The organism is Uliginosibacterium sp. H1 (assembly GCF_036017065.1).
In the GTDB taxonomy this organism is placed as follows: Bacteria; Pseudomonadota; Gammaproteobacteria; order Burkholderiales; family Rhodocyclaceae; genus Uliginosibacterium.
Window position 1 is genome coordinate 1 of sequence record NZ_JAYXHR010000004.1, and the last position, 24,386, is coordinate 24,386.

21 protein-coding genes are annotated in these 24,386 nt (G+C 65.2%); 17 read left to right on the plus strand and 4 right to left on the minus strand.

What is annotated here, in order from left to right; all coding sequences use genetic code 11:
• Together VVD47_RS20840 and VVD47_RS19165 are read right to left on the minus strand one after the other, a co-directional pair.
• A partial coding sequence (locus VVD47_RS20840) for a pyridoxine 5'-phosphate oxidase C-terminal domain-containing protein (protein ID WP_443081004.1) occupies positions 1-110 on the minus strand: 110 nt, incomplete at its 3' end.
• A gap of 79 nt (positions 111-189) precedes the next feature.
• Positions 190-954, minus strand: a complete 765-nt coding sequence (locus VVD47_RS19165; RefSeq protein WP_327605130.1) for an outer membrane protein assembly factor BamD — start codon at positions 952-954, stop codon at positions 190-192.
• Here VVD47_RS19165 and rluD point away from each other — a divergent pair.
• Together rluD and pgeF are read left to right on the plus strand one after the other, a co-directional pair.
• Positions 941-1,921 (plus strand): 23S rRNA pseudouridine(1911/1915/1917) synthase RluD, encoded by a 981-nt coding sequence (gene rluD, locus VVD47_RS19170; protein ID WP_443081005.1) that lies wholly within the window; start codon positions 941-943, stop codon positions 1,919-1,921. The two genes, VVD47_RS19165 and rluD, sit on opposite strands and share 14 nt — an antisense overlap.
• Positions 1,922-1,923: 2 nt before the next feature.
• On the plus strand, positions 1,924-2,706 hold the full coding sequence (gene pgeF / locus VVD47_RS19175; RefSeq protein WP_443081006.1) for a peptidoglycan editing factor PgeF: 783 nt from the start codon (positions 1,924-1,926) through the stop codon (positions 2,704-2,706).
• A gap of 28 nt (positions 2,707-2,734) precedes the next feature.
• On the opposite strand, the gene VVD47_RS19180 is transcribed toward pgeF, so the two are convergent.
• On the minus strand, positions 2,735-3,034 hold the full coding sequence (locus tag VVD47_RS19180; RefSeq protein ID WP_327605133.1) for a hypothetical protein: 300 nt from the start codon (positions 3,032-3,034) through the stop codon (positions 2,735-2,737).
• A gap of 68 nt (positions 3,035-3,102) precedes the next feature.
• Between VVD47_RS19180 and VVD47_RS19185 the strand changes: the two genes are divergently transcribed.
• The 7 genes from VVD47_RS19185 to VVD47_RS19215 all read left to right on the plus strand — a co-directional run bounded on the left by VVD47_RS19185 (position 3,103) and on the right by VVD47_RS19215 (position 10,637).
• A complete protein-coding gene (locus VVD47_RS19185; protein WP_327605134.1) occupies positions 3,103-4,821 on the plus strand; it encodes a PHA/PHB synthase family protein in 1,719 nt (572 codons plus the stop codon).
• A gap of 139 nt (positions 4,822-4,960) precedes the next feature.
• Positions 4,961-5,701, plus strand: a complete 741-nt coding sequence (phbB, locus tag VVD47_RS19190) for an acetoacetyl-CoA reductase (protein ID WP_327605135.1) — start codon at positions 4,961-4,963, stop codon at positions 5,699-5,701.
• A gap of 83 nt (positions 5,702-5,784) precedes the next feature.
• On the plus strand, positions 5,785-6,525 hold the full coding sequence (locus VVD47_RS19195) for a beta-ketoacyl-ACP reductase (protein WP_327605136.1): 741 nt from the start codon (positions 5,785-5,787) through the stop codon (positions 6,523-6,525).
• Between the two features lie 242 nt (positions 6,526-6,767).
• Positions 6,768-7,313 (plus strand): polyhydroxyalkanoate synthesis repressor PhaR, encoded by a 546-nt coding sequence (phaR, locus tag VVD47_RS19200; protein WP_327605137.1) that lies wholly within the window; start codon positions 6,768-6,770, stop codon positions 7,311-7,313.
• A 161-nt stretch (positions 7,314-7,474) separates the two neighbouring features.
• Positions 7,475-8,836 carry a 30S ribosomal protein S12 methylthiotransferase RimO gene (gene rimO, locus VVD47_RS19205; RefSeq protein ID WP_327605138.1) on the plus strand — a complete coding sequence of 454 codons (1,362 nt, stop codon included), beginning with the start codon at positions 7,475-7,477 and terminating at the stop codon, positions 8,834-8,836.
• A 14-nt stretch (positions 8,837-8,850) separates the two neighbouring features.
• The gene (locus VVD47_RS19210) at positions 8,851-9,234 is read left to right on the plus strand and encodes a DnaJ family domain-containing protein (protein ID WP_327605139.1); all 384 of its coding nucleotides are present in this window, start codon (positions 8,851-8,853) and stop codon (positions 9,232-9,234) included.
• Positions 9,231-10,637: an FAD-binding oxidoreductase gene (locus VVD47_RS19215; RefSeq protein ID WP_327605140.1), complete on the plus strand. Its 1,407-nt coding sequence runs from the start codon at positions 9,231-9,233 to the stop codon at positions 10,635-10,637. The genes VVD47_RS19210 and VVD47_RS19215 overlap by 4 nt, the downstream gene beginning before the upstream one ends.
• A 65-nt stretch (positions 10,638-10,702) precedes the next feature.
• On the opposite strand, the gene VVD47_RS19220 is transcribed toward VVD47_RS19215, so the two are convergent.
• Positions 10,703-11,416: a hypothetical protein gene (locus tag VVD47_RS19220; RefSeq protein WP_327605141.1), complete on the minus strand. Its 714-nt coding sequence runs from the start codon at positions 11,414-11,416 to the stop codon at positions 10,703-10,705.
• A 447-nt stretch (positions 11,417-11,863) separates the two neighbouring features.
• On the opposite strand from VVD47_RS19220, the gene VVD47_RS19225 reads away from it, so the two are divergent.
• From VVD47_RS19225 to ettA, 8 genes are all read left to right on the plus strand, one after another.
• Positions 11,864-12,496 (plus strand): bactofilin family protein, encoded by a 633-nt coding sequence (locus VVD47_RS19225; RefSeq protein ID WP_327605142.1) that lies wholly within the window; start codon positions 11,864-11,866, stop codon positions 12,494-12,496.
• Between the two features lie 295 nt (positions 12,497-12,791).
• Positions 12,792-14,270 (plus strand): sensor histidine kinase, encoded by a 1,479-nt coding sequence (locus tag VVD47_RS19230; RefSeq protein WP_327605143.1) that lies wholly within the window; start codon positions 12,792-12,794, stop codon positions 14,268-14,270.
• A complete protein-coding gene (locus tag VVD47_RS19235; protein WP_327605144.1) occupies positions 14,267-16,735 on the plus strand; it encodes a two-component system response regulator in 2,469 nt (822 codons plus the stop codon). The genes VVD47_RS19230 and VVD47_RS19235 overlap by 4 nt, the downstream gene beginning before the upstream one ends.
• Positions 16,736-16,921: 186 nt before the next feature.
• The gene (locus VVD47_RS19240) at positions 16,922-17,239 is read left to right on the plus strand and encodes a hypothetical protein (RefSeq protein WP_327605145.1); all 318 of its coding nucleotides are present in this window, start codon (positions 16,922-16,924) and stop codon (positions 17,237-17,239) included.
• A 432-nt stretch (positions 17,240-17,671) separates the two neighbouring features.
• Positions 17,672-19,924, plus strand: coding sequence for a glycoside hydrolase family 3 protein (locus VVD47_RS19245; RefSeq protein ID WP_327605146.1), 2,253 nt, complete (start codon positions 17,672-17,674; stop codon positions 19,922-19,924).
• A gap of 164 nt (positions 19,925-20,088) precedes the next feature.
• Complete coding sequence (locus VVD47_RS19250; RefSeq protein WP_327605147.1) at positions 20,089-20,988, plus strand: LysR substrate-binding domain-containing protein; 900 nt, start codon at positions 20,089-20,091, stop codon at positions 20,986-20,988.
• Positions 20,989-21,220: 232 nt separating this feature from the next.
• A complete protein-coding gene (locus tag VVD47_RS19255; protein ID WP_327605148.1) occupies positions 21,221-22,114 on the plus strand; it encodes a LysR family transcriptional regulator in 894 nt (297 codons plus the stop codon).
• Positions 22,115-22,716: 602 nt separating this feature from the next.
• On the plus strand, positions 22,717-24,381 hold the full coding sequence (gene ettA / locus VVD47_RS19260) for an energy-dependent translational throttle protein EttA (protein ID WP_327605149.1): 1,665 nt from the start codon (positions 22,717-22,719) through the stop codon (positions 24,379-24,381).
• The last annotated feature ends 5 nt before the right edge of the window (positions 24,382-24,386 follow it).

Genomic DNA, 24,386 nt, shown 5'->3' on the forward strand with positions numbered 1-24,386 from the left:
TGCAACCGACTCGCGCGACCCTGCCAGAACTCAACCTCCTCCAGCGACACGCAGAAACCACCCCAATGATCAGGGCGCGGCGCCGCTTCAATGAATTCTGCTGAGGCGATTTACTTCGGAGATTGCGGATTGGTGGCATAAAAAAGGCGCTGCAAAAATTGCAGCGCCGTTTTCTCATCCACCCGGGTTTCAGCTTTTCGAAACGCCATTCATGAATCGGCTGTTGGGATAGTTCAGCTTCAGCACACGACGCGCATCATCCTGGAGTGACTGCAGGCCCAGTTCACCGTAAGCGGTGATCATGATGCCCAGAGCTTCTTCGGTTGAGGCTGAGCCGGGGTAGGTCTTGATGAGCGCTTGGGCCCTGTTCGCGGCGGCTAGCGGCGCGCGGCGGTTGAGGTAGTACCGCGCCACGACGAGGCCGTGATTGGCAAGGCCGGCGACCGCTGTTTCCATGCGCTTGCGCGCATCGGGCGCGTAACGGCTGCTGGGATAGCGTGTGACGACTTCGCGGAAGGACTCGAAGGCTTCCTGCGTGGCCTTGGGGTCGCGTTCCGACATGTCTTCACGGGACAGCCAGCTCATCCAGCCACGATCCGCGTTCTCCAGAGACAGGCCCTTGAGGTAGTAGGCGTAGTCGACGCTCGGGTGGTTGGGGTTGAGCTTGATGAAGCGGTCGCAGGCGGCAATCGCGGAGCCCAGCTCGCGCTGCTGGTAATACGCGTAGGCAACCTCGAGCTGGGCTTGCTGCGCGTAACGCCCGTACGGAAAGCGCGCCTCCAGGCGCTCGTAGGCTTCGACAGCCCCCGAGTAGTTGCCGCTGACCAGTTCTTCCTTGGCCGCGGTATAGAGCTCTGCGGGGTTGCTGGATTCGTTAACCTTGGGCGTACTGCTGCAAGCCGAGATACAGGCTGCAATGACTACCGGTAAACTGGCGCGGGTGAGCTTGTTCATTCCGACACTACCTGAAGATTCCGACGAGGATTATAGCGGAAGCCCTTCAACCCCCCCTCGTAGCTTGCAGGTCAGCGAAGTGCTGGCCGGCAAGCGGCTTGACGTGGGCCTGGCTGAAATGCTGTCCGAGCATTCGCGCAGCCGCCTGCAGGGCTGGATCCGTGAGGGCCGTGTCAGCTGCAGAGGCGTCGTGCTGACCGACGTGAAGCAGCGCCTGCATGGCAATGAGCTGCTGGCGATCGCCGAGGATATGCCCGAGGCCGAGCAATCGCACGCGCCGGAGGCGATTCCGCTCGACGTGGTGTTCGAGGATGCGCACATCATCGTCCTGAACAAGCCCGCCGGCCTGGTGGTGCACCCTGGGAGTGGAAACTGGAGCGGAACCTTGTTGAACGGTTTGCTCGCACACTCTGCAGCCGCAGCGGAGATCCCGCGGGCGGGCATCGTGCATCGGCTGGACAAGGAGACGTCCGGCTTGATGGTGGTTGCGAAGACGCTGCCGGCGCAGACGCAACTGGTGCGGCAGCTGCAGGCGCGCAGTGTCAGACGCGACTATGCCGCTATCGTATTAGGCACACCCCAGGCGCGCGGCACGGTGGATGCCCCTATCGGTCGCCATCCGACGCATCGCACGAAGATGGCGGTCGTGAGCAATGGCCGCGACGCGCGCACGCGCTACGAGGTGGTCGAGCAGTTTGCGGGTGCGGCGCGGGTGACGTGTTCGCTCGAGACGGGGCGCACGCACCAGATCCGCGTTCACATGGCGCATGTCGATCATCCGCTACTGGGTGATCCTGTCTATGGCAACCGACGCAGCACGGCGTTGGCACATGGCCTTGCGCGTCAGGCCCTGCATGCGTTCCGGCTGGGGCTGGAGCATCCGGACACCGGGCAGCGCATGCAATGGGAAGTGCCACTGGCTGCCGACATCGAGGAACTCATGGCGCAGTTGAGGAGGGGTGGATGAGCATGCTGCCCAGCGGGTTCGCACCAGCCTGGCCCTGTCCTCCGAATGTCGGAGCCTGGGTGACGACGCGCGCAGGAGGTGTGAGCCAGCCACCCTTTGCCTCCCTGAATCTGGGGGATCACGTTGGTGACAATCCCGGCGACGTCGCCGAGAACCGCAAGCGCGTCACGGCCCTGCTGCCAGGCACGCCACGCTGGCTGCAACAGGTGCATGGCATCGAGATCTGCCGCGTCGATTCGACTACGCAAGCGTCCTCCGTGCCAGTGGCGGATGCCGCGGTCAGCCACCGGCCCGGACAGGTGTGTGCGGTCATGACAGCCGACTGCCTGCCGGTGCTGCTCTGTGATCGCCAGGGCAGCGTGGTGGCTGCTGCACACGCCGGATGGCGCGGGCTTTGCGCGGGCGTCATAGAGCGCTGTGTCGCAGAGATGGGTGTGCCACCCCAGACGTTGATGGCCTTTCTCGGGCCTGCCATCGGGCCGACGGCATTCGAGGTAGGTGGCGAGGTGCGTTCAGCCTTCATGGCGCATAACGAGCGCGCCGAAGCTGCGTTCCGTTCTGGCCTGGAAGACAAGTGGTTCGCTGACATCTATCTGCTGGCTCGCCAGCGGCTGCATGACATCGGCGTGCCGGCGGATGCGGTGTATGGCGGCGACCGGTGTACGGTCAGCGAGCCCGACGCATTCTTTTCCTATCGCCGCGATGGCGCGACCGGCCGCATGGCTGCACTGATCTGGCTCACGCCAGCGTCTGCGATTCCCGACACGGCGATGGCAAGTCCTTGACGCAAACGATGTCCGGCCAGTCTGGCATTCAACCTGCTTTGTGGTCCTCGTCCTCCTCGCGCTCCCGTGCAGCGGCGCGCTCGCGCCGGACGCGACCGCTGAAGAGATAGATGAACAGGGCCAGCGGCAGCGGCCCCCAGAAAAGGAAAGTGAATACGGCGGCAACGATGGAATCCGAGCCGACGGCAAACATCAGGGCGCAGAACAGCCAGCCGATTGCAATGATGTACATGATGACCAGGGCGTTACAGCAGCCTGAACGCAGTGCGCGTAAAGCCGAAGCTGCTTTCTTGACGCTGAAATTGTGCGATGCAAAAATCGACCGCAAGGTCGCTCTATGATACGAGGGCGGGCCAACGCCGCCGCAGAAACGATTCCCGACGGACTGAGATCACGATGAACCAGACTTACTCGAATCCCGCACTCGAAGGCATGCTGAAAGCGGGACAGGCAATGATGCAGGGCTTTCTGGAGCAGTGGTCGCAGGCTGGAGCCGCTCCTTCCGGCAGCGCGTTGCCGCTGCCCGTCGACGCCGAGAAGCTGGCCGCGCTCCAGCGTGAACACATGAACCGCCATGCGCAGTTGTGGGCAAGCATGACGCAGTCGAGGCCCGGTGAGCCGGCCGAGCCGATCGTCAAACCGGCCGCGGGAGACCGCCGCTTCGTGTCCGAGCACTGGGGTGCCAGTCCCGTCTTCGACTACATCCGCCAGTCGTATCTCCTGAACGCGCAGTTCCTCAGTGCGGTTGCCGATTCACTGCCGGTGGCGGACCGCCAGGCCAAGAACCGCATCCAGTTCCTGACGCGGCAATACATCGACGCCATGAGCCCGGCCAACTTCGCGGCGACCAATCCCGAATTCATCCAGCGTGCGCTGGAGACCAAGGGGGAGAGCATCACGCAGGGCCTGATGAACCTCATCGGCGACATGGAGAAGGGGCGCATCTCCATGACCGACGACACCGCTTTCGAAGTGGGTCGCAACCTCGCCACGACGCCGGGTGCGGTCGTCTACGAAAACGACGTCATGCAGCTCATCCAGTACACGCCGACCACCGACAAGGTGACGGAGCGTCCGCTGCTGATCGTCCCGCCGTGCATCAACAAGTACTACATCCTCGACCTGCAACCCGAGAATTCCTACGTCCGCTACATCGTGGAGCAGGGCGTCCCGGCCTTCCTCGTCAGCTGGCGCAACCCGCAGGCCGAACACGCGCACCTGACCTGGGACGACTACGTGGAGCACGGCGTGTTGCAAGGCCTGCAGGTCGTGCGCGAAATCACCCGCGTCGACAAGCCCAACGTCCTGGGCTTCTGCATCGGCGGCACGCTGACGGCCAGCGCGATCGCGGTGGCACGTGCGCGTGGTGAGGATCCGGTGGAAAGCATGACGCTGCTGACCGCGCTGCTCGATTTCACGGAAACCGGGGACATCGCGTGCTTCGTGGATGAGCATTCGGTGGCGTCGAAGGAGGCCACGATCGGCCGTCGCGGCCTGATGGCGGGGCGCGAGTTGTCCAACGTGTTTTCCAGCCTGCGTCCCAACGACCTGGTGTGGAACTACGTGGTCGACAACTACCTCAAGGGCAACAAGCCGACCGCCTTCGACCTGCTGTACTGGAACTCCGACTCCACCAACCTGCCGGGTCCGTTCGCCGCCTGGTACCTGCGCAATACCTACCTGGAAAACAACCTGCGCGTGCCGGGCAAGCTGAGCATGCTGGGCCAGCCGGTGGACCTGGGACGCATCGACTGCCCGACGTATTTCCTGTCCTGCCGCGAAGACCACATCGTGCCGTGGAAGACCTCCTACCTCGGCCGCCGCCTGCTGGGCGGCGACACCACCTTCGTGCTGGGGGCCAGCGGCCACATCGCAGGCGTGGTGAACCCGGCCTCCAAGAACAAGCGCAGCCACTGGGTGGGCGATGGCGCCTCGATGACAGCGGACGAATGGTTCGGCAGCGCGACGGAAAAGCCGGGCAGCTGGTGGCCGCACTGGATGGAGTGGCTGAAGGCGCGCAGTGGCAAGAGCGTGGAGCCGCGCGCGCGCCTGGGCAGCCGTGAGCACAAGATGATCGAACGGGCGCCAGGCCGCTACGTCAAGGAACGCATCTGAACGGCTGCCTGCAGGCCCTCGCACAGCGTCGTGCGAGGGCCTGCAGGCAGGTGTCGAAAAATGCGGGAACGAGCCGGGGCCCGCGCAGACAACCCACCGGCATACAACAACCGCAACACACCAATCAAAGGGGATCTGGATGGTTCGCATTGCACTGGTAACCGGGGGCATGGGCGGCCTCGGTGAGGCAATCTGTATCAAGCTGTCGGCGCTGGGCTACAAGGTGGTCACCACGCATTCGCCCAACAACACGAGCCATCAGCAGTGGCTGACGGACATGCACAACCTGGGTTACGGCTTCAGGGCCTACGCCTGCGACGTGACGGACTTCGACTCCTGCCACGCCTGCGTGGAAAAGGTGCAGAAGGAGGTCGGCCCCATCGATGTGCTGGTCAACAACGCGGGCATCACGCGCGACATGACCTTCAAGAAGATGACCAAGGCCGACTGGGATTCGGTGATCCACACCAACCTGGACTCGGTGTTCAACATGACCAAGCAGGTCATGGACGGCATGGTGGAACGCAAGTGGGGACGCGTCATCAACGTGTCCTCGGTGAACGGCCAGAAGGGCGCGTTCGGTCAGACGAACTATTCGGCAGCCAAGGCAGGCATGCACGGCTTCACCAAGGCGCTGGCGCTGGAAGTGGCCAAGCACGGTGTGACGGTCAACACCATCTCGCCCGGCTACATCGGCACGAAGATGGTGAAGGCGATCCCGCAGGAGATCCTCGAATCGAAGATCCTGCCGCAGATCCCCATCACCCGCCTGGGCAAGCCGGAAGAGATTGCCGGCCTGGTGGCGTATCTCGCCTCCGACGAAGCGGCCTTCGTCACCGGCGGCAACATTTCGATCAACGGGGGGCAGCACATGTATTGAGCATCGCGGCATGTGCCGCGATGCACGGTCGGGCACCCGTTCCCCCACGTGGTGTCCGTTATCAATCGAGCGAGGTGATCAAAATGGCGAAGAACGTAGCGCTTGTGACCGGCGGCATGGGCGGTCTGGGTACGGCAATCTGCAAGGCGCTGGCAAACGACGGCTGGAAGGTCGTGGCCAACTGCCTGCCGGACTTCCCCCCCAAGGACGAATGGCTGGCCAAGATGAAGGCCGAGGGCTTCGACGTCTACGCCGGTGAGGCCGATGTCACCGACTACGACCAGTGCGCCGCGATGATCAAGAAGATCGAAGCCGAGATCGGCCAGATCGACTGCATCGTGAACAACGCCGGCATTACCCGCGACTCCATGTTCCGCAAGATGGAGAAGAGCGCCTGGGATGCGGTGCTGTCCACCAACCTCGATTCCGTTTTCAACATTACCCATCCCGTGCTGCCGGCGATGGCCGAGCGCGGCTTCGGTCGCATCATCAACATCTCCTCGGTCAACGGCGTGAAGGGTCAGTTCGGCCAGGCCAACTACTCGGCTGCCAAGGCCGGCATCCTGGGCCTCACCAAGGCGCTGGCACAGGAAGTCGCCAAGAAGGGCGTGACGGTCAACGCCATTGCGCCGGGCTATATCGGCACCGACATGGTCATGGCGATCAAGGAAGAAGTACGTGCCCAGATCGTCGCGCAGGTGCCGGCCGGACGCCTGGGCAAGCCGGAAGAAATCGGCGACCTGTGCGCCTTCCTGGCCTCCGACAAGACGGGTTACATCACCGGTGCAACCATCAACATCAACGGTGGTCTGCACATGTGCTGATGCGCAGATGTGTTAACCCGTAGGCATTGCCAAAAAAGTCTCGGCCCCGCCAATGCTGCGGGGCCGACTTTTGTGCGCTGCTATAATCTGCAGCATGAGCCGCAGCAAAAATGGCTCGCCGGACGCGATGCCGCTGGCAAAACGGCTAATACGAAAGTAGTATCGCGCCGACTGTTGCAATGCCGCGCAGCGAAGTGCGGCAGGCATGGAGTGCCCCCAAACCACTCTGGAGGAACCAGGACATGGCGGAGCAGCATCCTCGACTCATCAAGAAATACCCGAACCGTCGTCTCTACGACACGGCTTCCAGCTGCTACATCACCCTGGCTGACGTCCGTGACCTGGTGCTGGGGCAGGAGGAGTTCCAGGTCATCGACGCCAAGAGTGGCGACGACCTGACGCGCAGCATCCTGCTGCAGATCATCCTGGAGGAAGAGTCGGGCGGCACGCCGATGTTCACCAGCGATCTGCTGTCCCACATGATCCGCTTCTACGGCAACGCGATGCAGGGTTTCATGGGGCGCTACCTGGAGAACAACATCCACGCCTTCACGGAAATGCAGGCGAAGCTGCAGGAGCAGACCAAGTCCATGTACGGCGAGAACAGCCCGCTCGGCAAGGACCTGTGGATGCAGTTCCTCAACTTCCAGGGGCCGGCGCTCAACAGCATGATGACGGCCTACATGGAACAGAGCAAACGCATGTTCACGCAGATGCAGGACCAGATCGAGAGCCAGACGCGCAACATGTTCACGGGCTTCCAGTTCCCGCCCAAGGACAAGAAATAAACGTCTGTCGCGGCAGATCAGGAGACGGCGCCCGGTGCGCCGTCTTCGTTTTTGGACGACCGGTTTTTTGATCTCCAATTAGCCTGCTAAAATAAGCACTTATCTGCAAGGGGCGTGGCCATCCGGCGACGCCCGTTTTGTTTTCCGGAAGGTAGTTCGTCTTGAGCAAGGTTATTTCCCCGTCCGTGCCGCGCGTGGGCTTCGTTTCACTCGGCTGCCCGAAGGCCTCTTCGGACTCCGAGAGCATCCTCACCCGCCTGCGTGCGGAAGGCTATGAAGTGGCCAAGCAGTACGACGGCGCCGATCTGGTGATCGTGAACACCTGCGGCTTCATCGATGCGGCGGTCGAGGAGTCGCTGGACGCCATCGGCGAGGCGCTCAAGGAGAACGGCAAGGTCATCGTGACCGGCTGTCTTGGCGCGCGGAAGGATGCCGCCACCGGGCAGGGCGTCGTCGAGCAGGTGCATCCGAAGGTGCTGGCCGTCACCGGGCCGCACGCCACGGACGAAGTGATGATGGCGGTGCATACCCACCTGCCCAAGCCGCACGATCCCTTCACCGATCTCGTGCCGCCGCAGGGCGTGCGCCTGACGCCGGACCACTACGCCTACCTGAAGATTTCCGAAGGCTGCAATCACCGCTGCACCTTCTGCATCATTCCGTCGATGCGTGGCGACCTGGTGTCGCGCCCCATCCATGAGGTGATGCGCGAGGCCGAGGCGCTGGTGAAGGCCGGCGTGAAGGAGATCCTCGTCATCTCGCAGGACACCAGCGCCTACGGCGTGGACGTCAAGTACCGCACCGGTTTCGTGAACGGCAAGCCGTACAAGACCAAGCTCTACGACCTGTGCTCCGCACTGTCGGAGCTCGACGTGTGGGTGCGCCTGCACTACGTGTATCCGTACCCCAACGTCGACGACATCATCCCGCTGATGGCGGACGGCAAGGTGCTGCCTTACCTCGACGTGCCGTTCCAGCACGCCAGCCCGCGCATCCTCAAGCTGATGAAGCGGCCGGCGAGTTCCGAGAACAACCTCGCGCGCATCAAGCGCTGGCGCGAGATCTGCCCGGACCTGACGATCCGCAGCACCTTCATCTCCGGTTTCCCGGGTGAGACGGAAGGCGAGTTCAACGAACTGCTCGACTTCCTCGGCGAAGCGCAGCTCGACCGCGTCGGCTGCTTCCCGTATTCGCCGGTGGAGGGCGCCAAGGCCAACGAGCTGCCGGATCCGGTGCCGCAGGAGATCCGCGAGGAGCGCAAGCAACGCCTCATGGAATTCCAGGAAGACATCTCCAAGCAGCGCCTGGAGGCCAAGATCGGTCGCGAGATCGTCGTGCTGGTCGACGAAGTGGACGAGGACGGCGCGGTTGCCCGCTCCGAAGGCGACGCGCCGGAAATCGATGGCCTCGTGATCGTGCCCGACGGGCAGGACATGGAGGTGGGCGGCTTCTACCGCGTGCGCGTGACGGATCGCGATGCGCACGACCTGTACGCCGAGCCGATCTACGCCGACGAGGCCTGACCCAGAGCGCCACGATGCTGTTGCTCGATGTCCTCGCTGAACAACGCATCACCCAGGCGCTGGAAGCCGGCGCCTTCGACAACCTGCCGGGTGCAGGCCAACCACTGCCGGAAGAGGACGACATGAGCCTCGTGCCGGCCGAACAGCGCATGGCCTGGCGCATCCTGAAGAACGCCGGCTACATTCCGCCGGAACTCGTCCTGCACAAGGAGGCGGTGGCCATCGCGCTGCAGCTCGCCACCACGGGCTGCACGGATTCGCAACATGCCGACCTGCAGGAACGCCTGCTGCGCATCAACCTGCTGCTGGCGGAGGCGGGGCGCAACGCCCTCAGCGTTCCCGCCGACTACGCGGCAAGACTCGCCGACAGGCTCGCCATGACGCGGAGGCCTGCGTGAGCGAGTTGCTCGCGACGCTGCGTGACATCGTGGGTGAAGCGCATGTGCTGCTGGACGCGCATGATCGTGCGCCGCACGAGGAAGACTGGCGTGGCCGCTACCGTGGTCGCGCCTTGTGCGTGGTGAAGCCGGCCGACACCGCAGGTGTCGCGGCCGTGCTGGGCGCCTGTCATGCGGCGGGCGTGCCGGTGGTGCCGCAGGGCGGCAATACCGGCCTAGTCGGTGGCGGCGTTCCGCATGCCACGGGCAATGAAGTGGTGCTTAGCCTGTCGCGACTGAACCGCGTACTGGCGGTCGACGCCGACAACCTCACGATGACCGTGCAGGCCGGCTGCACGCTGGCGGCGGCCCAAGCGGCAGCGGCGGAGGCGGGGTTCCTGTTCCCGCTGTCGCTCGCGTCCGAAGGCAGTTGCCAGATCGGCGGCAACCTTGCCACCAACGCGGGTGGCGTGCATGTGCTGCGCTATGGCAACACCCGCGAGCTCACGCTCGGCCTGGAGGCGGTATTGCCGGATGGCCGCGTGTGGGACGGCCTGCGTGGCCTGCGCAAGGACAACACTGGCTACGACCTGAAGCACCTGTTCATCGGCAGCGAGGGCACGTTGGGCGTCATTACCGCAGCGGTGCTGAAGCTCTTCCCGGCGCTGCACAGTCGCGCCGTGGCCTGGGTGGCCCTGCGCGACGTCGCCGCGGCCATCGAGTTGTTGCGCGGCCTGCGGACACGTTGCGGGGAGCGCCTCACGGCTTTCGAACTGGTCGGTCGCGAAGCGCTCGGCCTGGTGCTGCAACACATCCCTGGCGCACAGGTGCCACTGTCAGGTGGACACGACTGGCATGCACTGGTCGAACTGGCCGACAGCGACCCCGGCGCGCCACTCGATGATCTGCTGCAGACGGCGTTGGCGTCCGCGATGGAGGCTGGTGTCGTGAGCGACGCGGCGCTGGCCGCCAGCGACACCCAGCGTGCCGCCTTGTGGGCCTTGCGCGAGAACATCTCGGAAGCGCAGAAGCGCGAGGGCTTCTCGATCAAGCACGACGTGGCCGTGCCCGTCGGGCGCATCCCGGCCTTCCTGCACGACACGGATGCCGCCTTGAAGTCTGCCTTTCCGGGGCTGCGCATCGTGACCTTCGGCCACGTCGGCGACGGCAACCTGCACTACAACATGTCGCGTGCGCAACGGCAGGACAATGACGTGTTCATCGCGCAAACCCCGGCGGTGAACCGCATCGTGCACGACCGGGTGGCCGCGCATGGCGGGTCGATCTCGGCCGAGCACGGCCTCGGCCAGCTCAAGCGGGAAGAAGTGCTGCGCTACAAGTCCGCGGTGGAAATGGACCTGATGCGTGCCGTGAAGGCCGCGCTGGACCCGCGCGGCCTGATGAACCCCGGCAAGCTGCTGTAGCGGACACGGGACGCCGGACCGACACCGGCTCCCGTCTTCCCCGTCCTCCCCGACTTCCCATCCCCTCAGGCGGCCAGCGCTTCCTGGGCGCTCTGCCGGCCAATCCCGAGCCCTTCCATCAGCTTGTACCAGTCGCGCTCCGACAGCAGCGGCCGCATGTTGCCCAGCACGTCCTGGAAGACTTCCGGCGGCATGCCCTGGCGTGCGCCCGCCAGCAGTGCGGTGCGCTCCGCGGTGTTCATCGCCGGCAGCATCCAGCGCAGGAACTGCCCGTGGCGCTCGGCCGGGATCGACGACACCAGCGCGTGCTCGATGCCGCGCAATTCCTCGTCGCTGTAGCAGGCCCACAGCACCGCGTTGTTGTCGGTCTCCTCGACCACCATGTGCTCCAGGTTCTCCGATACGAACAGGCCCAGGCGACGGTAGACGTCGGCGCCCATGCGCGTACGTTCCTCCACCTCAGCGCTGCCCAGCGCATCCGCGCCTGCCAGGAAGGCCTTGATGGCCAGCACATGCTCGTGGTGATCGCCCGAAGTCTGCATCGCCGAACCGGGGCGGCGTGCCTCCATGGCCGCGTGGATGAAGACATCTTCGTGATGCAGGTGGCTGTACATCAGCTCCATCATCGCGCGCAGCTGTGCGGCGGCGGCGTCGCTTTCGAGGTCGTCGCGCCAGTCGCAACGACCCACCTCGTAGAGCGTGTGTTGCATCAGTGCACGGATGCCCTTGTGCACGCAGGTGTACATGTTGTGACGCTCGGCTTGTTGCTGGAACGGCATGGTGTTTCTCCCAAGGATGAATGACAAAGACATGATTGGCGTTCGCTCCGCCATGAAGGGCGGTAGGAAGTGAGCGCAGCTTAGGGAGGTGTCGCAACGGCCGTCGCTAAATCTTGAGTAAGAAAACCTTAAAGGATTGCTAAACCACGCTGGGGGCAGGGGTATTGCCCGAAGGTCCGTCGAGGAGACGGCGGCGGGGGCCTGGAAGGTGACAGGGCGAAATGGCGTCGTGACCTGACGACAGCTTGCGACGACTAGGAATCAAGCACTTGGGGAATGCGCGCTTCAAAGGTGACGGGAAGGCCCGACATCCTGTCCATGTGTCACATGAAGAAAAATTCGCAATCCATTGATAAACATGCGTTTTGTATTCCTGGCACGGGCATTGCAATAAAGCGGCGCCCGCGGCGTGCATCCGGTGTGCCGCAGTTTGATGCAGGAGACTCCATGTTCAACAAGCCTTCGGTTCTGCCCCGCAACACTGGCCCGGTCGGCGAGCGTCTCGGGCGTAACGGCAGCAGTGGCAACGGCAGTACGACAGGCGCCAGCGCGCCGGCAACGGGCACGCTCAGCCCGTCGGTGGCCGTGACCGAACAACCGGCACCCACGCGCTCCGTCGCGCCGGCCACTCCGCGCGAAGTGGCGCCGGTACTGCAACCGGCGGAAGGCAGCCAGCTCATCGTCGGGCCGGACGTGAAGCTGCGTGGCGCCGAGATCCTCGACTGCGACACGCTGATCGTGGATGGCCGCGTCGAGGCCACCATGGACAGTCGCGTCATCCGCATCAACGAGCACGGCGCCTTCTCCGGCAAGGTTGGCATCGACATCGCCGAAATCTGGGGCAGCTTCGAAGGTGAAATCACCGCGCGCGACCAACTGATCATCCACGCCACTGGCCGCGTGACCGGCAAGGTGCGCTACGGCCGCCTGCTCGTCGAGTCCGGCGGTGTCATCGCTGGCGACATCGAAGCCCTGGGCGAGAGCCGCAGCGACGCCGCCGGCAACCGCCCATCCAAGCCGGCCAACGCCAGCAACGACGAACACGCGGGCAAGCCGCTGCTGGTGACCCTGGGCACCTGACGGCAACACCCCGTTCCCCATCGTGGTGGCGCCTTTGGGGGGTAGCCACCGCGGTCTTCCATGCCGGCTCGATGAGCCGGCATTTTTTTGCCCGTTTTTCCCTTTTCCGGAATCTCCTGCCACCCGGCCGGTCCCACCCAGCCAGCGGGCCCAGGCCTGACCGTGTTGCCTGCCCTTTCGGGCGGCTCAAGTTTGCAAGAATTCAATCGTCATCACGTCATTGAGCCGGCATATTGGCTGCGGCGGCCATTCTGGGCTGTAGAACAGCAAGTGGGCAGGGGCAGGGAGGCGGCACATGGCAATGGAGACAGTCCGGGAAGGCCCATCCGCGCATGCCGCTGGGCAGGGCGGGTTGGCGACGATAGCCGGCCTGGGCGGGGAGGTGCCGATCGCCCGGGTGCTGGACAGCCTGTTCACCTACGTATGGACGCTCACGCCTGACGGCACGCTGATCGCCGTCAACCGCGTGCCGCTGGATGCCGCCGGCATCGACCCCGACAGTGCGCTGGGCCGCCCGTTCTGGGAATGCCCGTGGTGGGACCACGACGACAGCGTGCAGGAGCTGCTGCGCAACTCCGTGGCCAGGGCCGCTGCCGGCGAGACCGCCCGCTACGACATCGTCGCCCGCCTGGCCGGCGACAGCCGCACCACGCTGGATTTCATGCTGGCCCCGATGAACGACCAGCCTGGCCACATCAGCCACCTCATCGCGTCGGCCATCGACATCAGCGACCGCAAGAGCAGCGAGGAAGCACTGCGGCTCTCCGAGGAACGCTTCCGCGCGGTGGTGGAGGTGGCGCCCGACGGCATGGCGATGGTCAATCGCGACGGACGCATCGTGCTGGTGAACCGGGGGCTGGAGCGCATGTTCGGCCACCGTCGCGAGGAGATGATCGGCCAGCCGGTGGAGATGCTGATGCCCGACCGCTACCGCGACATGCACCACGGCCTGCGTTCCAGCTATCTCCGCTCGCCGACCACGCGTGACATGGCGGGGCGTCGCGAACTCTTCGCGCTGCGTCGCGACGGCAGCGAGTTTCCGGTGGAGATCGGCCTCAATGCCTTGCAGACGGCCGACGGCATGCACGTACTGGCGACCATCGTCGACGTCACCAAGCGCAAGGCCGACCAGACGATGCTCAACAAGTCGCTCGAAGAGAAGACGGTGCTGCTCAACGAGGTGCACCACCGCGTCAAGAACAACCTGCAGGTCATCTCCAGCCTGCTCAACCTGCAGTCCTCCACCTCCACGCCGGAGGCGCGCGTGGTGCTGGCGGAGAGCCAGAGCCGGGTGAAGGCGATGGCGCTGATCCACCAGTTGCTCTACGAGCGCAACGACTTCTCGCGCATCGAGCTCAGCGTGTACATCGCGCGTCTCGCCAGCCTGCTGCGCGAGACCTTCCTGCGTCAGTCCGCCCGGATCACCCTGAACGTCAGCAACGAGGCGATGGGCCTGGGCATCGACCTGCAGCGCGCCGTGCCCTGCGGCCTGCTGGTGAACGAGCTGGTCACCAATGCCATCAAGCATGCGTTCCCGGACGATCGCCCGGGTCGCGTCGACATCACCTTGCGCCGCAGTTCGGACGGCAGCGGCTGCATCATCGTCGCCGACGACGGCATCGGCCTGGCGCCCGACAAGGAGCTCGGCAAGGCCAGTTCGCTGGGCTTCCAGCTCATCCCGCTGCTGGTAGAACAGCTGGGGGGCGAGATCGGCGTGTCGCGCGAGGGCGGCACCGTGTTCACCCTGTTCTTTCACCCGGAGGATCGCGCATGAACCCGCGCGTCATGATCGTGGAAGACGAGCGCATCGTCGCGCTGGATCTCAAGATCAGCATTGAGCGCCTCGGCTACGACGTGGTGGCGATTGCCGCCAACGATGTCGACGCACTGCGCGAGGCCGAGAAGCAGCAGCCCGACCTGATCCTCATGGACATCAACCTCGGTGGGCCGGTGGATGGCACCGAGGTGGCACGCCAGATCCACGACCGCTGGCACACGCCGGTGGTCTTCCTGACCGCCTACGCCGAGGAGGCCAACCTCGCGCGGGCCGAGGCCAGCGCGCCCTACGGTTACCTGCTCAAGCCCTTCGACCTGCGCGAGCTGTCCGCCACCATGCGCATGGCCCTGGTGCGGCACGGCGTGGAGCAGCAGGTGCATCGCTCCGAGCAGCGCCTGGAGATGGCGATGGACGCCGCCCGCCTCGGCGTGTGGGAGTGGGAGAGCGCGGCGCCCAGAGGGGCGGCGCACGAGCAGTCGGGCCACGAACGCTTCTTTGCGTCCGGCCATGTCGAGAGCATTCTCGGCGCCCAGCCGCAGATCTACCGTGGCATTCCGGAGAGCTTTCTCGGCCACGTCATCGAGGAGGACCGCCGCGAGGTGGAGCAGGCGCTCGAAACGCGCAGGGAGGTCAGCGCCACCGTGCGCGTGCTGCACGACGAACCGAACGGCGAGCAACTGCTGCGCTGGGCGGAGCTGCACGCCCGCGTGTTCGACGAACCCGCCGGGGCGCGCCGCGTGGTGGGCGTCATCCGCGACGTGACCGAGCGGCGCCTGCACGAAGAGCAGTTGCGCCAGGCCAGCGTGGTGTTCCAGACCACTGCCGAGGGCATCCTCGTGCTGGATGAAAGCCGCCGCATCGTGTCGGCCAACCCGGCGTTCTGCCGGCTGACCGGCTACGACATCGAGGAAGTGCGCGGGCTGGACCCGGACACCTTCCTGCATGCGCGCCGCCACAGCGACCAGTTCTACCCCCGCCTGCTGGAGACGGAACGTGGCTACTGGCATGGCGAGATCGCCTGCCTGCGCAAGAACGACGAAGTGTTCCCCGCTTGGCAGCACGTCTGTGCCGTGCGCGACGACCACGGCGCGGTGAGCCACTACGTGGTGGCCATTTCCGACATCAGCGCGATCCGCCAGGCGGAGGCGCAGATCAACCACCTGGCCTACCACGACGCCCTGACCGGCCTGGGCAACCGCCACCGCTTCGAGGAATGCCTGGAGCTGGAGCTGGAACGGGCGCGGCGCGGCGGCCAGCGCCTGGCGTTGCTGTATATCGACCTCGACGGCTTCAAGCTCATCAACGACACCCTGGGCCACGCCAGTGGCGACCAGTTGCTGAAGGCGGTGGCCAACCGCATCCGCGGCCACCTGCGGCGCGGCGACGTGGCGATCCGTCTGGGCGGCGACGAGTTCGTCGTCATCGTGCCGGAGGTCGCGCGCGAGCAGGACTGCGCCGCCCTGGCGGAGAAGCTGCTGCGTGAAGTCAGCGCGCCCGTCACCTTGCCGCGCGAGCAGGTGCTGGTCACCGCCAGCATCGGCATCGCGCTGTTCCCTGACAACGCCACCGACCGCGAGGAACTGGTGAAGGCCGCCGACAGCGCCATGTACGGGGCCAAGGCACGCGGGCGCAACCGTTACGCCTTCTACTCGCCGGACATGGCTGCGCGCGCACGCGAGCGCATGAACATCGAGATGGGCCTTCGCCGTGCGCTGCAGGACAACCAGCTGCAGCTCTACTACCAGCCGGTGGTGAACCTCGCCAACGGCGAGCTGATCGGCTTCGAGGCACTCATCCGCTGGCTGCATCCGGAGCTGGGACTCATCTCGCCGGCACGCTTCATCCCGGTGGCGGAGGAGAGCGGCCTCATCGAACCGATCGGCGAATGGGTCGTCGAGCAGGCCTGCAAGACCGGCGCGGCCTGGCTGGCCGAAGGCTTTCCGCCGGTGCGCATGGCGGTCAACGTGTCGGTGCGGCAGATGGCGGGCGACGCCCTGGTGGAGCACGTCGCCCGCGTCATCGAGCGCACCAACTTCCCGGCACGCTTCCTGGAGATCGAGATCACCGAGAGCACCCTGCAGACCATCGAGCACAGCCAGGGCCTGCTGTACCTGCTGCGCTCGCTGGGCGTGTCGATCGCCATCGATGACTTCGGCACCGGCTTCTCCTCGCTGGGCTTGCTCAAGCACCTGCCGATCGACCGCATCAAGATCGACCGTTCCTTCGTGCGCGACCTGCCCGACGACCAGAACGACGCCGCCATCACCCGCGCCATCGTCGCCATGGCCAAGAGCCTTGGCCTGCTCATCACCGCGGAGGGCGTGGAGACGCCAGCGCAGCGTGCCTTCCTGCGCGAGCTGGGTTGCGAGGACGCGCAGGGCTTCCTGTTCGCCGCGCCGATGCCGGAGCGCGAAGTGCGCGCCTTGCTGGGCAATGGCAGCGTGCGCACCTCGCTCAACTGAGCGGTAGCGCGGGCCGGTGCGCGGCTGCGCACACCACCTGCGTGCCACGCTGCGCTCCCGCAACTGGTCTGACCTGTCAGCCTCCCGGTGACTCGTATCGAATGCGAGTGATGGTCGGCCGCTCAGGCATGCCGCGTGCTTTTGCAATCCGGCGGATTTCCGCGGCCTGCCAGGGACACTCGCTACATGGACAACCAGCTCATCCAGCTCATCGCCCGTCTCAAGATCCAGTTCCGCAAGGAGAAAGGTTTGCAGATCAACACCCAGCGCTTTTTCGACGATGCCGCCTATCGCATCGCCGTGCTGGACGAAGCCGACACCGCCGAAAGCGAGGAGCTCATCACTCTCGCGATCACCCTGCGTGACCGCCTGGGGATGATCGCCCAGCCCGCCGGCAACGTTCCCGTTCCGGTGCCCGCCAGCACCACCCCGGTGCCGGTGCCAGCGGCACGCGCCGACAAGGGCGAGACGCGCAACTACAAGTTCGGCGCACGCTCCTGGTAGGGCCTGCGCGGCCCGCTTTGCTCCGTGCGGTCCATCCGCACGGAGTCACCCTTCGTTTTTCCTTTTCTTTCCTTTTCCTTCCTTTTCTTCCGCCGGTTTCTGCCTCCGCAGCGGCGACCGCGCCACCACCATCGCAGCCCGCACACATTGCTGGGCAGGCTGCGGCCGCCGTTTTTGCCGTACCGCGCCCCTAGTGGTTTACACCGACGCGACCTGTTTACGCGTCTGTCGTCAGCGCATGCCGCATCGGCCCGCGCGGCCCTTGGCGAGCGGCTTTCGCAGTGTTCTGGCCTACTACCATACCAAAAGAGGTATTGCGATCACGGGATTTAGCATTGGCTGGGCCTGAACCCCCTCGGCAATGATTCAGACGGCAGCCGGACACCGTGTCCGGAATGCCATATGAATAGGCTGTAGAGCCGAGGAGACGAGATGAAGAGCTGCACGAAAGGGCGCGCAAGCGCCCTGCGCCCCGCGCCTGGAAAGCCTGTAACCCGCCTGGGGCTGATGGCCGCCAGCGCGTCCGTCCTGCTCACCGCGTGTGGTGGGTCCGACGATCCCCCGCCGGCTGCCGCGCCCGAGCCGGCGCAAGTGGTCCTCGGCGTGCGTTCCAAGCCCGTGCTGACCGTCAATGGACGCCAGTTCAAGGATCTCAACGCCAGCGGTGCCCTGGACCCGTACGAGGACTGGCGCCTGCCCGCGGCGACCCGCGCCAATGACCTGGTGTCGCGCATGACGCTGGAGGAAAAGGCCGGGCTCATGCTGATCGACACGCTGAACGCGGGCTGTGCCGGTGCAGTGCCTGCGTCCGGCACCAACTTCGTGAACACACAGAAGATGAGCCGCTTCATCTTCCGCAACGTGGTGATCGCCAATGCGGCGTGTTCCGGCAGCACGCCGCAAGTGACGCCTGCCCAGGCCGCCACGTTTACCAATGCCATGCAGGAGCTGTCGGAAAAGACGCGCCTCGGCATCCCCGCGCTGTTCAAGTCGAACGCCCGCAACCACTACGAGAAGGACGCGCGCGTCGGTATCAACGAGGCCGCAGGGGCTTTCACCGAATTCCCCAAGGAAGCCGGCCTTGCCTCGGCGTCGATCGGCGCGGGCGACATGTCGCTGATGCGCAGCTTCTCGCGCGTGATGGCGGACGAATGGAAGGCCATCGGCCTGCGTGGCATGTATGGCTACATGGCCGACCTGTCCACCGAGCCGCGCTGGTACCGCGTGCACGAGACCTTCACCGAAGACGCGGACCTCAACAGCAACATCATGCGCACGCTGGTGGAAGAGCTGCAGGGCGGGCCGGTCAATCCGAAATCCGCCGTGGCGCTGACCATGAAGCACTTCCCCGGCGGCGGCCCGCAGGAGATGGGCCTCGATCCGCACTACGCCTTCGGCAAGAACCAGGTGTATCCCGCCGGCAACTTCGGCTACCACCTCAAGCCCTTCATGGCCGCCATCAATGCCGGCGTGTCGTCGATCATGCCGTACTACGGCGTGCCCATCAGCGTGACCTACGAAGGCGTCACCTATGACCAGACCGGCATGGCGTTCTCGAAGCAGATCGTCACCGACCTGCTGCGCGGCAAGCTGGGCTTCACCGGCTACGTGAATTCGGACACCGGCATCATCAACGACCGTGCATGGGGGCTGGAGAACAACACGGTTCCGGAACGCGTGGCGGCGGCCATCAACGGCGGCACCGACACCCTGTCCGGCTTCAGCACCAACAAGACCATCACCGATCTCGTGCAGGCCGGCCTGGTCACCGAGGCGCGTGTCAATGAAGCCGCGCGGCGTCTGCTGCTGGTGCAGTTCCAGCTCGGGCTCTTCGAGAACCCCTACGTGGAGGCGGACAAGGCCGACGCCATCGTGGGCAACGATGCCAGCCGCGCCATCGGCATGGACATCCAGCGCAAATCCATCGTGCTGCTGCAGAACCGCAACCAGTCCAGTGGCAAGACGCTGCCGCTCAAGGCCGGCGCGAAGCTCTACACCATGGGCATCGCGAAGGCGGACGTCGAGAAGTACGGCTACGTGGTGACCGATGGCGAGCCGAAGAACGCCAGTGGCGCGGCGCTGCCACGACCCACCGCGGCGGGCCACGACTTCGCCGTCATCCGCGTGGAGGTCTCCAACCCGCGCGCCGTCACCGGCACCTACCAGAGCAACAACGTCGCCACCGGCATGAACCCCGCGTACCTCAACCCGCTGACCGGCCAGCCCTGGGGCGCGCTGGACCGCTGCGTGGCGCAGGCCGTGCAGGGGCTGTCCTGTACCGACAACGGGCTGGGCTTCGGTGGTGCTTTCCCGTGGGAGGCCGGCAACCTGTCCTTCACCACCATGGCGGCGTCGCAGTCGTGGAGCATCTCGCCGTCGCTCGCCGACATCCAGGCCGTGATGAACGAGGTGGGGGCGGACAAGACGGTACTGAGCATCTACTTCCGCCAGCCCTACGTGCTGGACGACGCCAGCGGCCTGAAGAACGCCGGCGCCATCGTGGCGGGCTTCGGTGTCAGCAACACGGCGCTGCTCGACGTGCTGAGCGGCAAGTCGGCACCTGCCGGCAAGCTGCCCTTCGCACTGGCCAACAAGCTGCAGGCCATCACCGACAACCAGCCCGACGCGCCGGGCTATCCGGCAGCGGACACGCTGTACCCCTACGGTTTCGGTCTCGCCTACTGACGCCGCAGCGTTCTTCACGTCGTACCGGGGCCGCCCATCGAGGGCGGCCCTTTGTCTTTCCTCTTTGTTCTTTCCCGTTTCCGGTTCTCCCTCATCAGTACGCAGTGCGCGCGAGGGGCTTCCCGGGTTGCATCCGCAGGGCCGGCTCATACAGTATCCGTGGCATGGAAATCCGCCAGCTCAAATACTTCATCGTGGTTGCCGAAGAGGGCAACATCAGCCGCGCGGCGGCACGGCTGCACATCTCGCAGCCGCCCCTGACGCGCCACATCCAGAGCCTGGAGGAAGACCTCGGCGTGAAGCTCTTCCATCGCACCACCTCCGGCGTCGAGCTGACGCAGGCCGGTGCGTTGCTGCTGGAGCACGCGCGCGACATCAAGGCGCACGTGGAGCTCGCCTCCCTGCAGGCCCGTCGCATGGCGGCAGGGCAGGTGGGGCGGATCGAGGTCGGCGTGTACGGCACGGCCATGCTCGACATCGTCCCGCGCATCCTGCAGGCGTTTTCCGCCACCCACCCGGATGTCGAGCTGGCCATGCAGAGCGCGCCGAAGGGGCCGCAACTGGAAGCATTGCGCCAGGGCCGTCTGCTGATCCTCTTCGACCGCAACATCGTGGAGACGGATGACATCGCGGTGGAGCTCATCGCCCGCGAGCCGATCATGCTCGCGCTCCACAAGGACCATCCCCTCGCGGCGGAAAAGGAAATCCGCATCCCGCAACTCGACGGTGTGCCCATGGTGGGCGAGCTGGGGCGGGTGCACCAGCGCAGCAGCCACATGTTCCAGCGCCACGGCACCGCGCACAACGTGGTGCATTACGCAGGTGACCTGATCTCCGCTTCCATCCTGGCTGCCAGCGGCTTCGGCATCGCCTTCGCGCCGGCCTCCATGGCGCGCATGCAGCTGCCCGACCTGGTCTACCGGCCGATCGCCGGCGAGCCGGACGCCCACATGCAGCTTCACGTCGGATACCGCCGCAACGACACCAACCCGCTGCTGGGCGAGATGCTGCAGACCGCCCGCAGCTTCCGCGACGAAGGCACGGCCGATGCCGGCCGCGCATGACCTCATCCGCCATCGGTATTGGACGCTTGCCGGCAGCGCTCACCACAATCGCCGGCTCACAGACTTTCGCGCACAGTGGCGTGCTCAGTGACGTGTTCGGTGACGTGCTGGGTGGCGTGCCCGCGCTGATCTGCCGGCCCCATCCGGTCACGTCCTGATCGTGCCGCATGGCTGCCTCTGGCAAGCTTGCGCCTCCACGCAAGCACCGCAGGGAACGCCCGTGTCATCCCGCATGGATCTCCGCCAGCTCAGGAACTTCATCGCAGTCGCCGAAGAGGGCAACATCAGCCGCGCCGCTGCACGGCTGCACATGTCGCAGCCGCCCCTCACCCGGCAGATCCAGGCGCTGGAGGAGCAGCTCGGCGTGGTGCTGTTCGTGCGCAATGCCGCCGGCGTGGAGCTCACCCAGGCGGGCGAGGCGCTGCTGGCGGACGCACGCAACATCCGCGCGCTGGTGGACCTAGCGACGGACCGCGCCCAGCGCGCCGGCAAGGGCCTGGTCGGCCGGCTGGACATCGGCGCCTTCGGCTCCGGCATCCTGCAGATCGTGCCGGAGCTGCTGTCCGCCTACACCAGTACCTACCCGGACGTGAAGCTGGCCCTGCACAACATCCACCGCACCCTGCAGTACGCCGCGCTGCGCGAGGGCAGGGCGATGGCCGTGTTCGACCGCTACCTGCCCAACGAGCCCGACATCAGCAGCGAGCTGGTGGCGCGCGAGCCCTTCATGGTGGCGCTGCACATGCGCAACCGGCTGGCCACGCAAGGCAGCATCGACATCACGCAACTGGCCGACGAGCAGCTCATCCTGGGCGGTGCCTCGGACGCCAACAGCGCGCGCATCGTGCTGGGCCTGTTCCGCGCCAAGGGCATCGAGCCGAAAGTCGCCCAGCAGGTGGAGGACATGATCACCTGCGCCGCGCTGGTGGCCTCCGGCTTCGGCGTCGCGCTGGTGCCCAGCTCCCTGCTCAACCTGCAGCTGCCCAACATCGTGTACCGGCCACTGAAGAACAACGCCAACGCCTTCATGGACCTGCACTGCTACTTCCTGAAGGGCGAAACCTCGCCGCTGCTGCACGGGCTGCTGGCCACGGTGCGCAAGTTCCGCGACCGCGCGCTGGATTGAGAAGGCCGTGCGCTTTACCGTCGTGCGTGCGGCTTGTCAGGTTCTTGCAGACGCAAGGCGCTGGGCGCGAGGGAAGGCAGCGTGCCAAGTGGGCCATCCGTGAAACGATATCTGAAACGATATTCGAGGCCACGCTCGCGGAGCATCACCCGCGAACACCCCGGAAGAACCAGGGTTTCAACACGCTGCGGATGCGCCGTGCCGATCCAGATGACGTTTGCGGTGAAACGATTCGCCAGCCTCCTCGGCTATTGCCCATGAGCCCGTAGGATGGGTTCGCGTAGCAACCCACCACAAACTTCGCAGGACACCGGCTCGTGAATTCACCACCGTCATCCAAACGCGGGAAGGCGGCGGGTTGTCGCCGAACCGGCAAACTGTCCGGACCCACGCTACGAACCCGCCCCTAGCGCAAATCCAGCCAAGCTCGGCAGCCGACCCGTCACCCGCCTACGGTATCCTTCCGCCTTTCCAATCACTTCCGGACAAAGGGCTTTCCAGAACCGGTTCCAGCAAGGCGTCGCCGACGACGACAGTACACACAGGTACGGCGAGGAGGCGCAACGAAGCTGGAAGCGGTTCTGGGAAGCCCGCACAAAGCTATGGCTCAGTACGTCATGTCGATGCTTCGCGTGAACAAGATCGTTCCGCCCAAGCGTCAGATCATCAAGGACATCTCCCTGTCCTTCTTCCCCGGCGCCAAGATCGGCCTGCTGGGCCTCAACGGTTCGGGCAAGTCCACCGTGCTGCGCATCATGGCCGGCGTCGACAAGGAATACGACGGCGAGGTGCAGTGGCAGCCCAACATGAGCATCGGCTACCTGCCGCAGGAGCCGCAGCTCGACGCCGACAAGACCGTGCGCGAGGAAGTGGAATCCGCGCTCGGCGAAATCATGGAGGCCAAGACCAAGCTGGAAGAGGTGTACGCCGCCTACGCCGAGCCGGACGCCGACTTCGACAAGCTGGCCGAGCTGCAGGCCAAGTACGAGAACATCATCTCCACCAGCGGTGCGGACCTGGAAACCCAGCTCGAAATCGCCGCCGACGCGCTGCGCCTGCCGCCGTGGGACGCCAAGATCGGCCCGCTGTCCGGCGGTGAGAAGCGCCGCGTCGCGCTGGCCAAGTTGCTGCTGTCCAAGCCCGACATGCTGCTGCTGGACGAACCCACCAACCACCTCGACGCCGAATCGGTCGAGTGGCTGGAGCAGTTCCTGGTGCGCTTCCCCGGCACCGTGGTGGCCGTGACCCACGATCGCTACTTCCTCGACAACGCCGCCGAATGGATTCTCGAACTCGACCGCGGCGAAGGCATCCCCTGGAAGGGCAACTATTCCGAATGGCTGGAGCAGAAGGAAGCCCGCCTGGCCACCGAAGAGAAGCAGGAAACCGCCCACCGCAAGGCCATGAAGCAGGAGCTGGAATGGGTGCGCCAGGGTGCCAAGGCCCGCCAGAGCAAGAGCAAGGCGCGTCTGGCCCGCTACGAGGAAATGTCCAGCGTCGAATACCAGAAGCGCAATGAAACGCAGGAAATTTTCATTCCGCCGGGCGAGCGTCTCGGCAACCAGGTCATCGATTTCAAGGGCGTCAGCAAAGGCTTTGGCGACCGCCTGCTGATCGACAACCTCAGCTTCCAGATTCCGCCCGGCGCCATCGTCGGCGTCATCGGCCCCAACGGTGCCGGTAAGTCCACCCTGTTCCGCATGATCCAGGGCCTGGAAAAACCGGACTCCGGCGAAATCGAACTCGGCAGCACCGTCAAGATCGCCGCCGTCAACCAGACCCGCGAAGGTCTGGACGGCAGCAAGACCGTGTTCGAAGCCGTCGCCGAAGGCGCCGACATCCTCACCGTCGGCAAATTCGAAATGCCCAGCCGCGCCTACATCGGCCGCTTCAACTTCAAGGGCGGCGACCAGCAGAAGATCGTCGGCAACCTGTCAGGCGGCGAACGCGGCCGCCTGCACCTCGCCAAGACCCTGGTGCAAGGCGGCAACGTCCTGCTGCTGGACGAACCCTCCAACGACCTCGACGTGGAAACCCTGCGCGCGCTGGAAGACGCCCTGCTGGAATTCTCCGGCTGTGTGCTCGTCACCTCCCACGACCGCTGGTTCCTCGACCGCATCGCCACCCACATTCTGGCGGCGGAAGGCGACTCGCAATGGACCTTCTTCGCCGGTAACTATGCCGAGTACGAAGAGGACAAGAAGAAGCGCCTGGGTGAAGAGGCGGCGAAGCCGAAGCGGATCCGGTACAAGCCGATTTCGCGCTAAGCGGC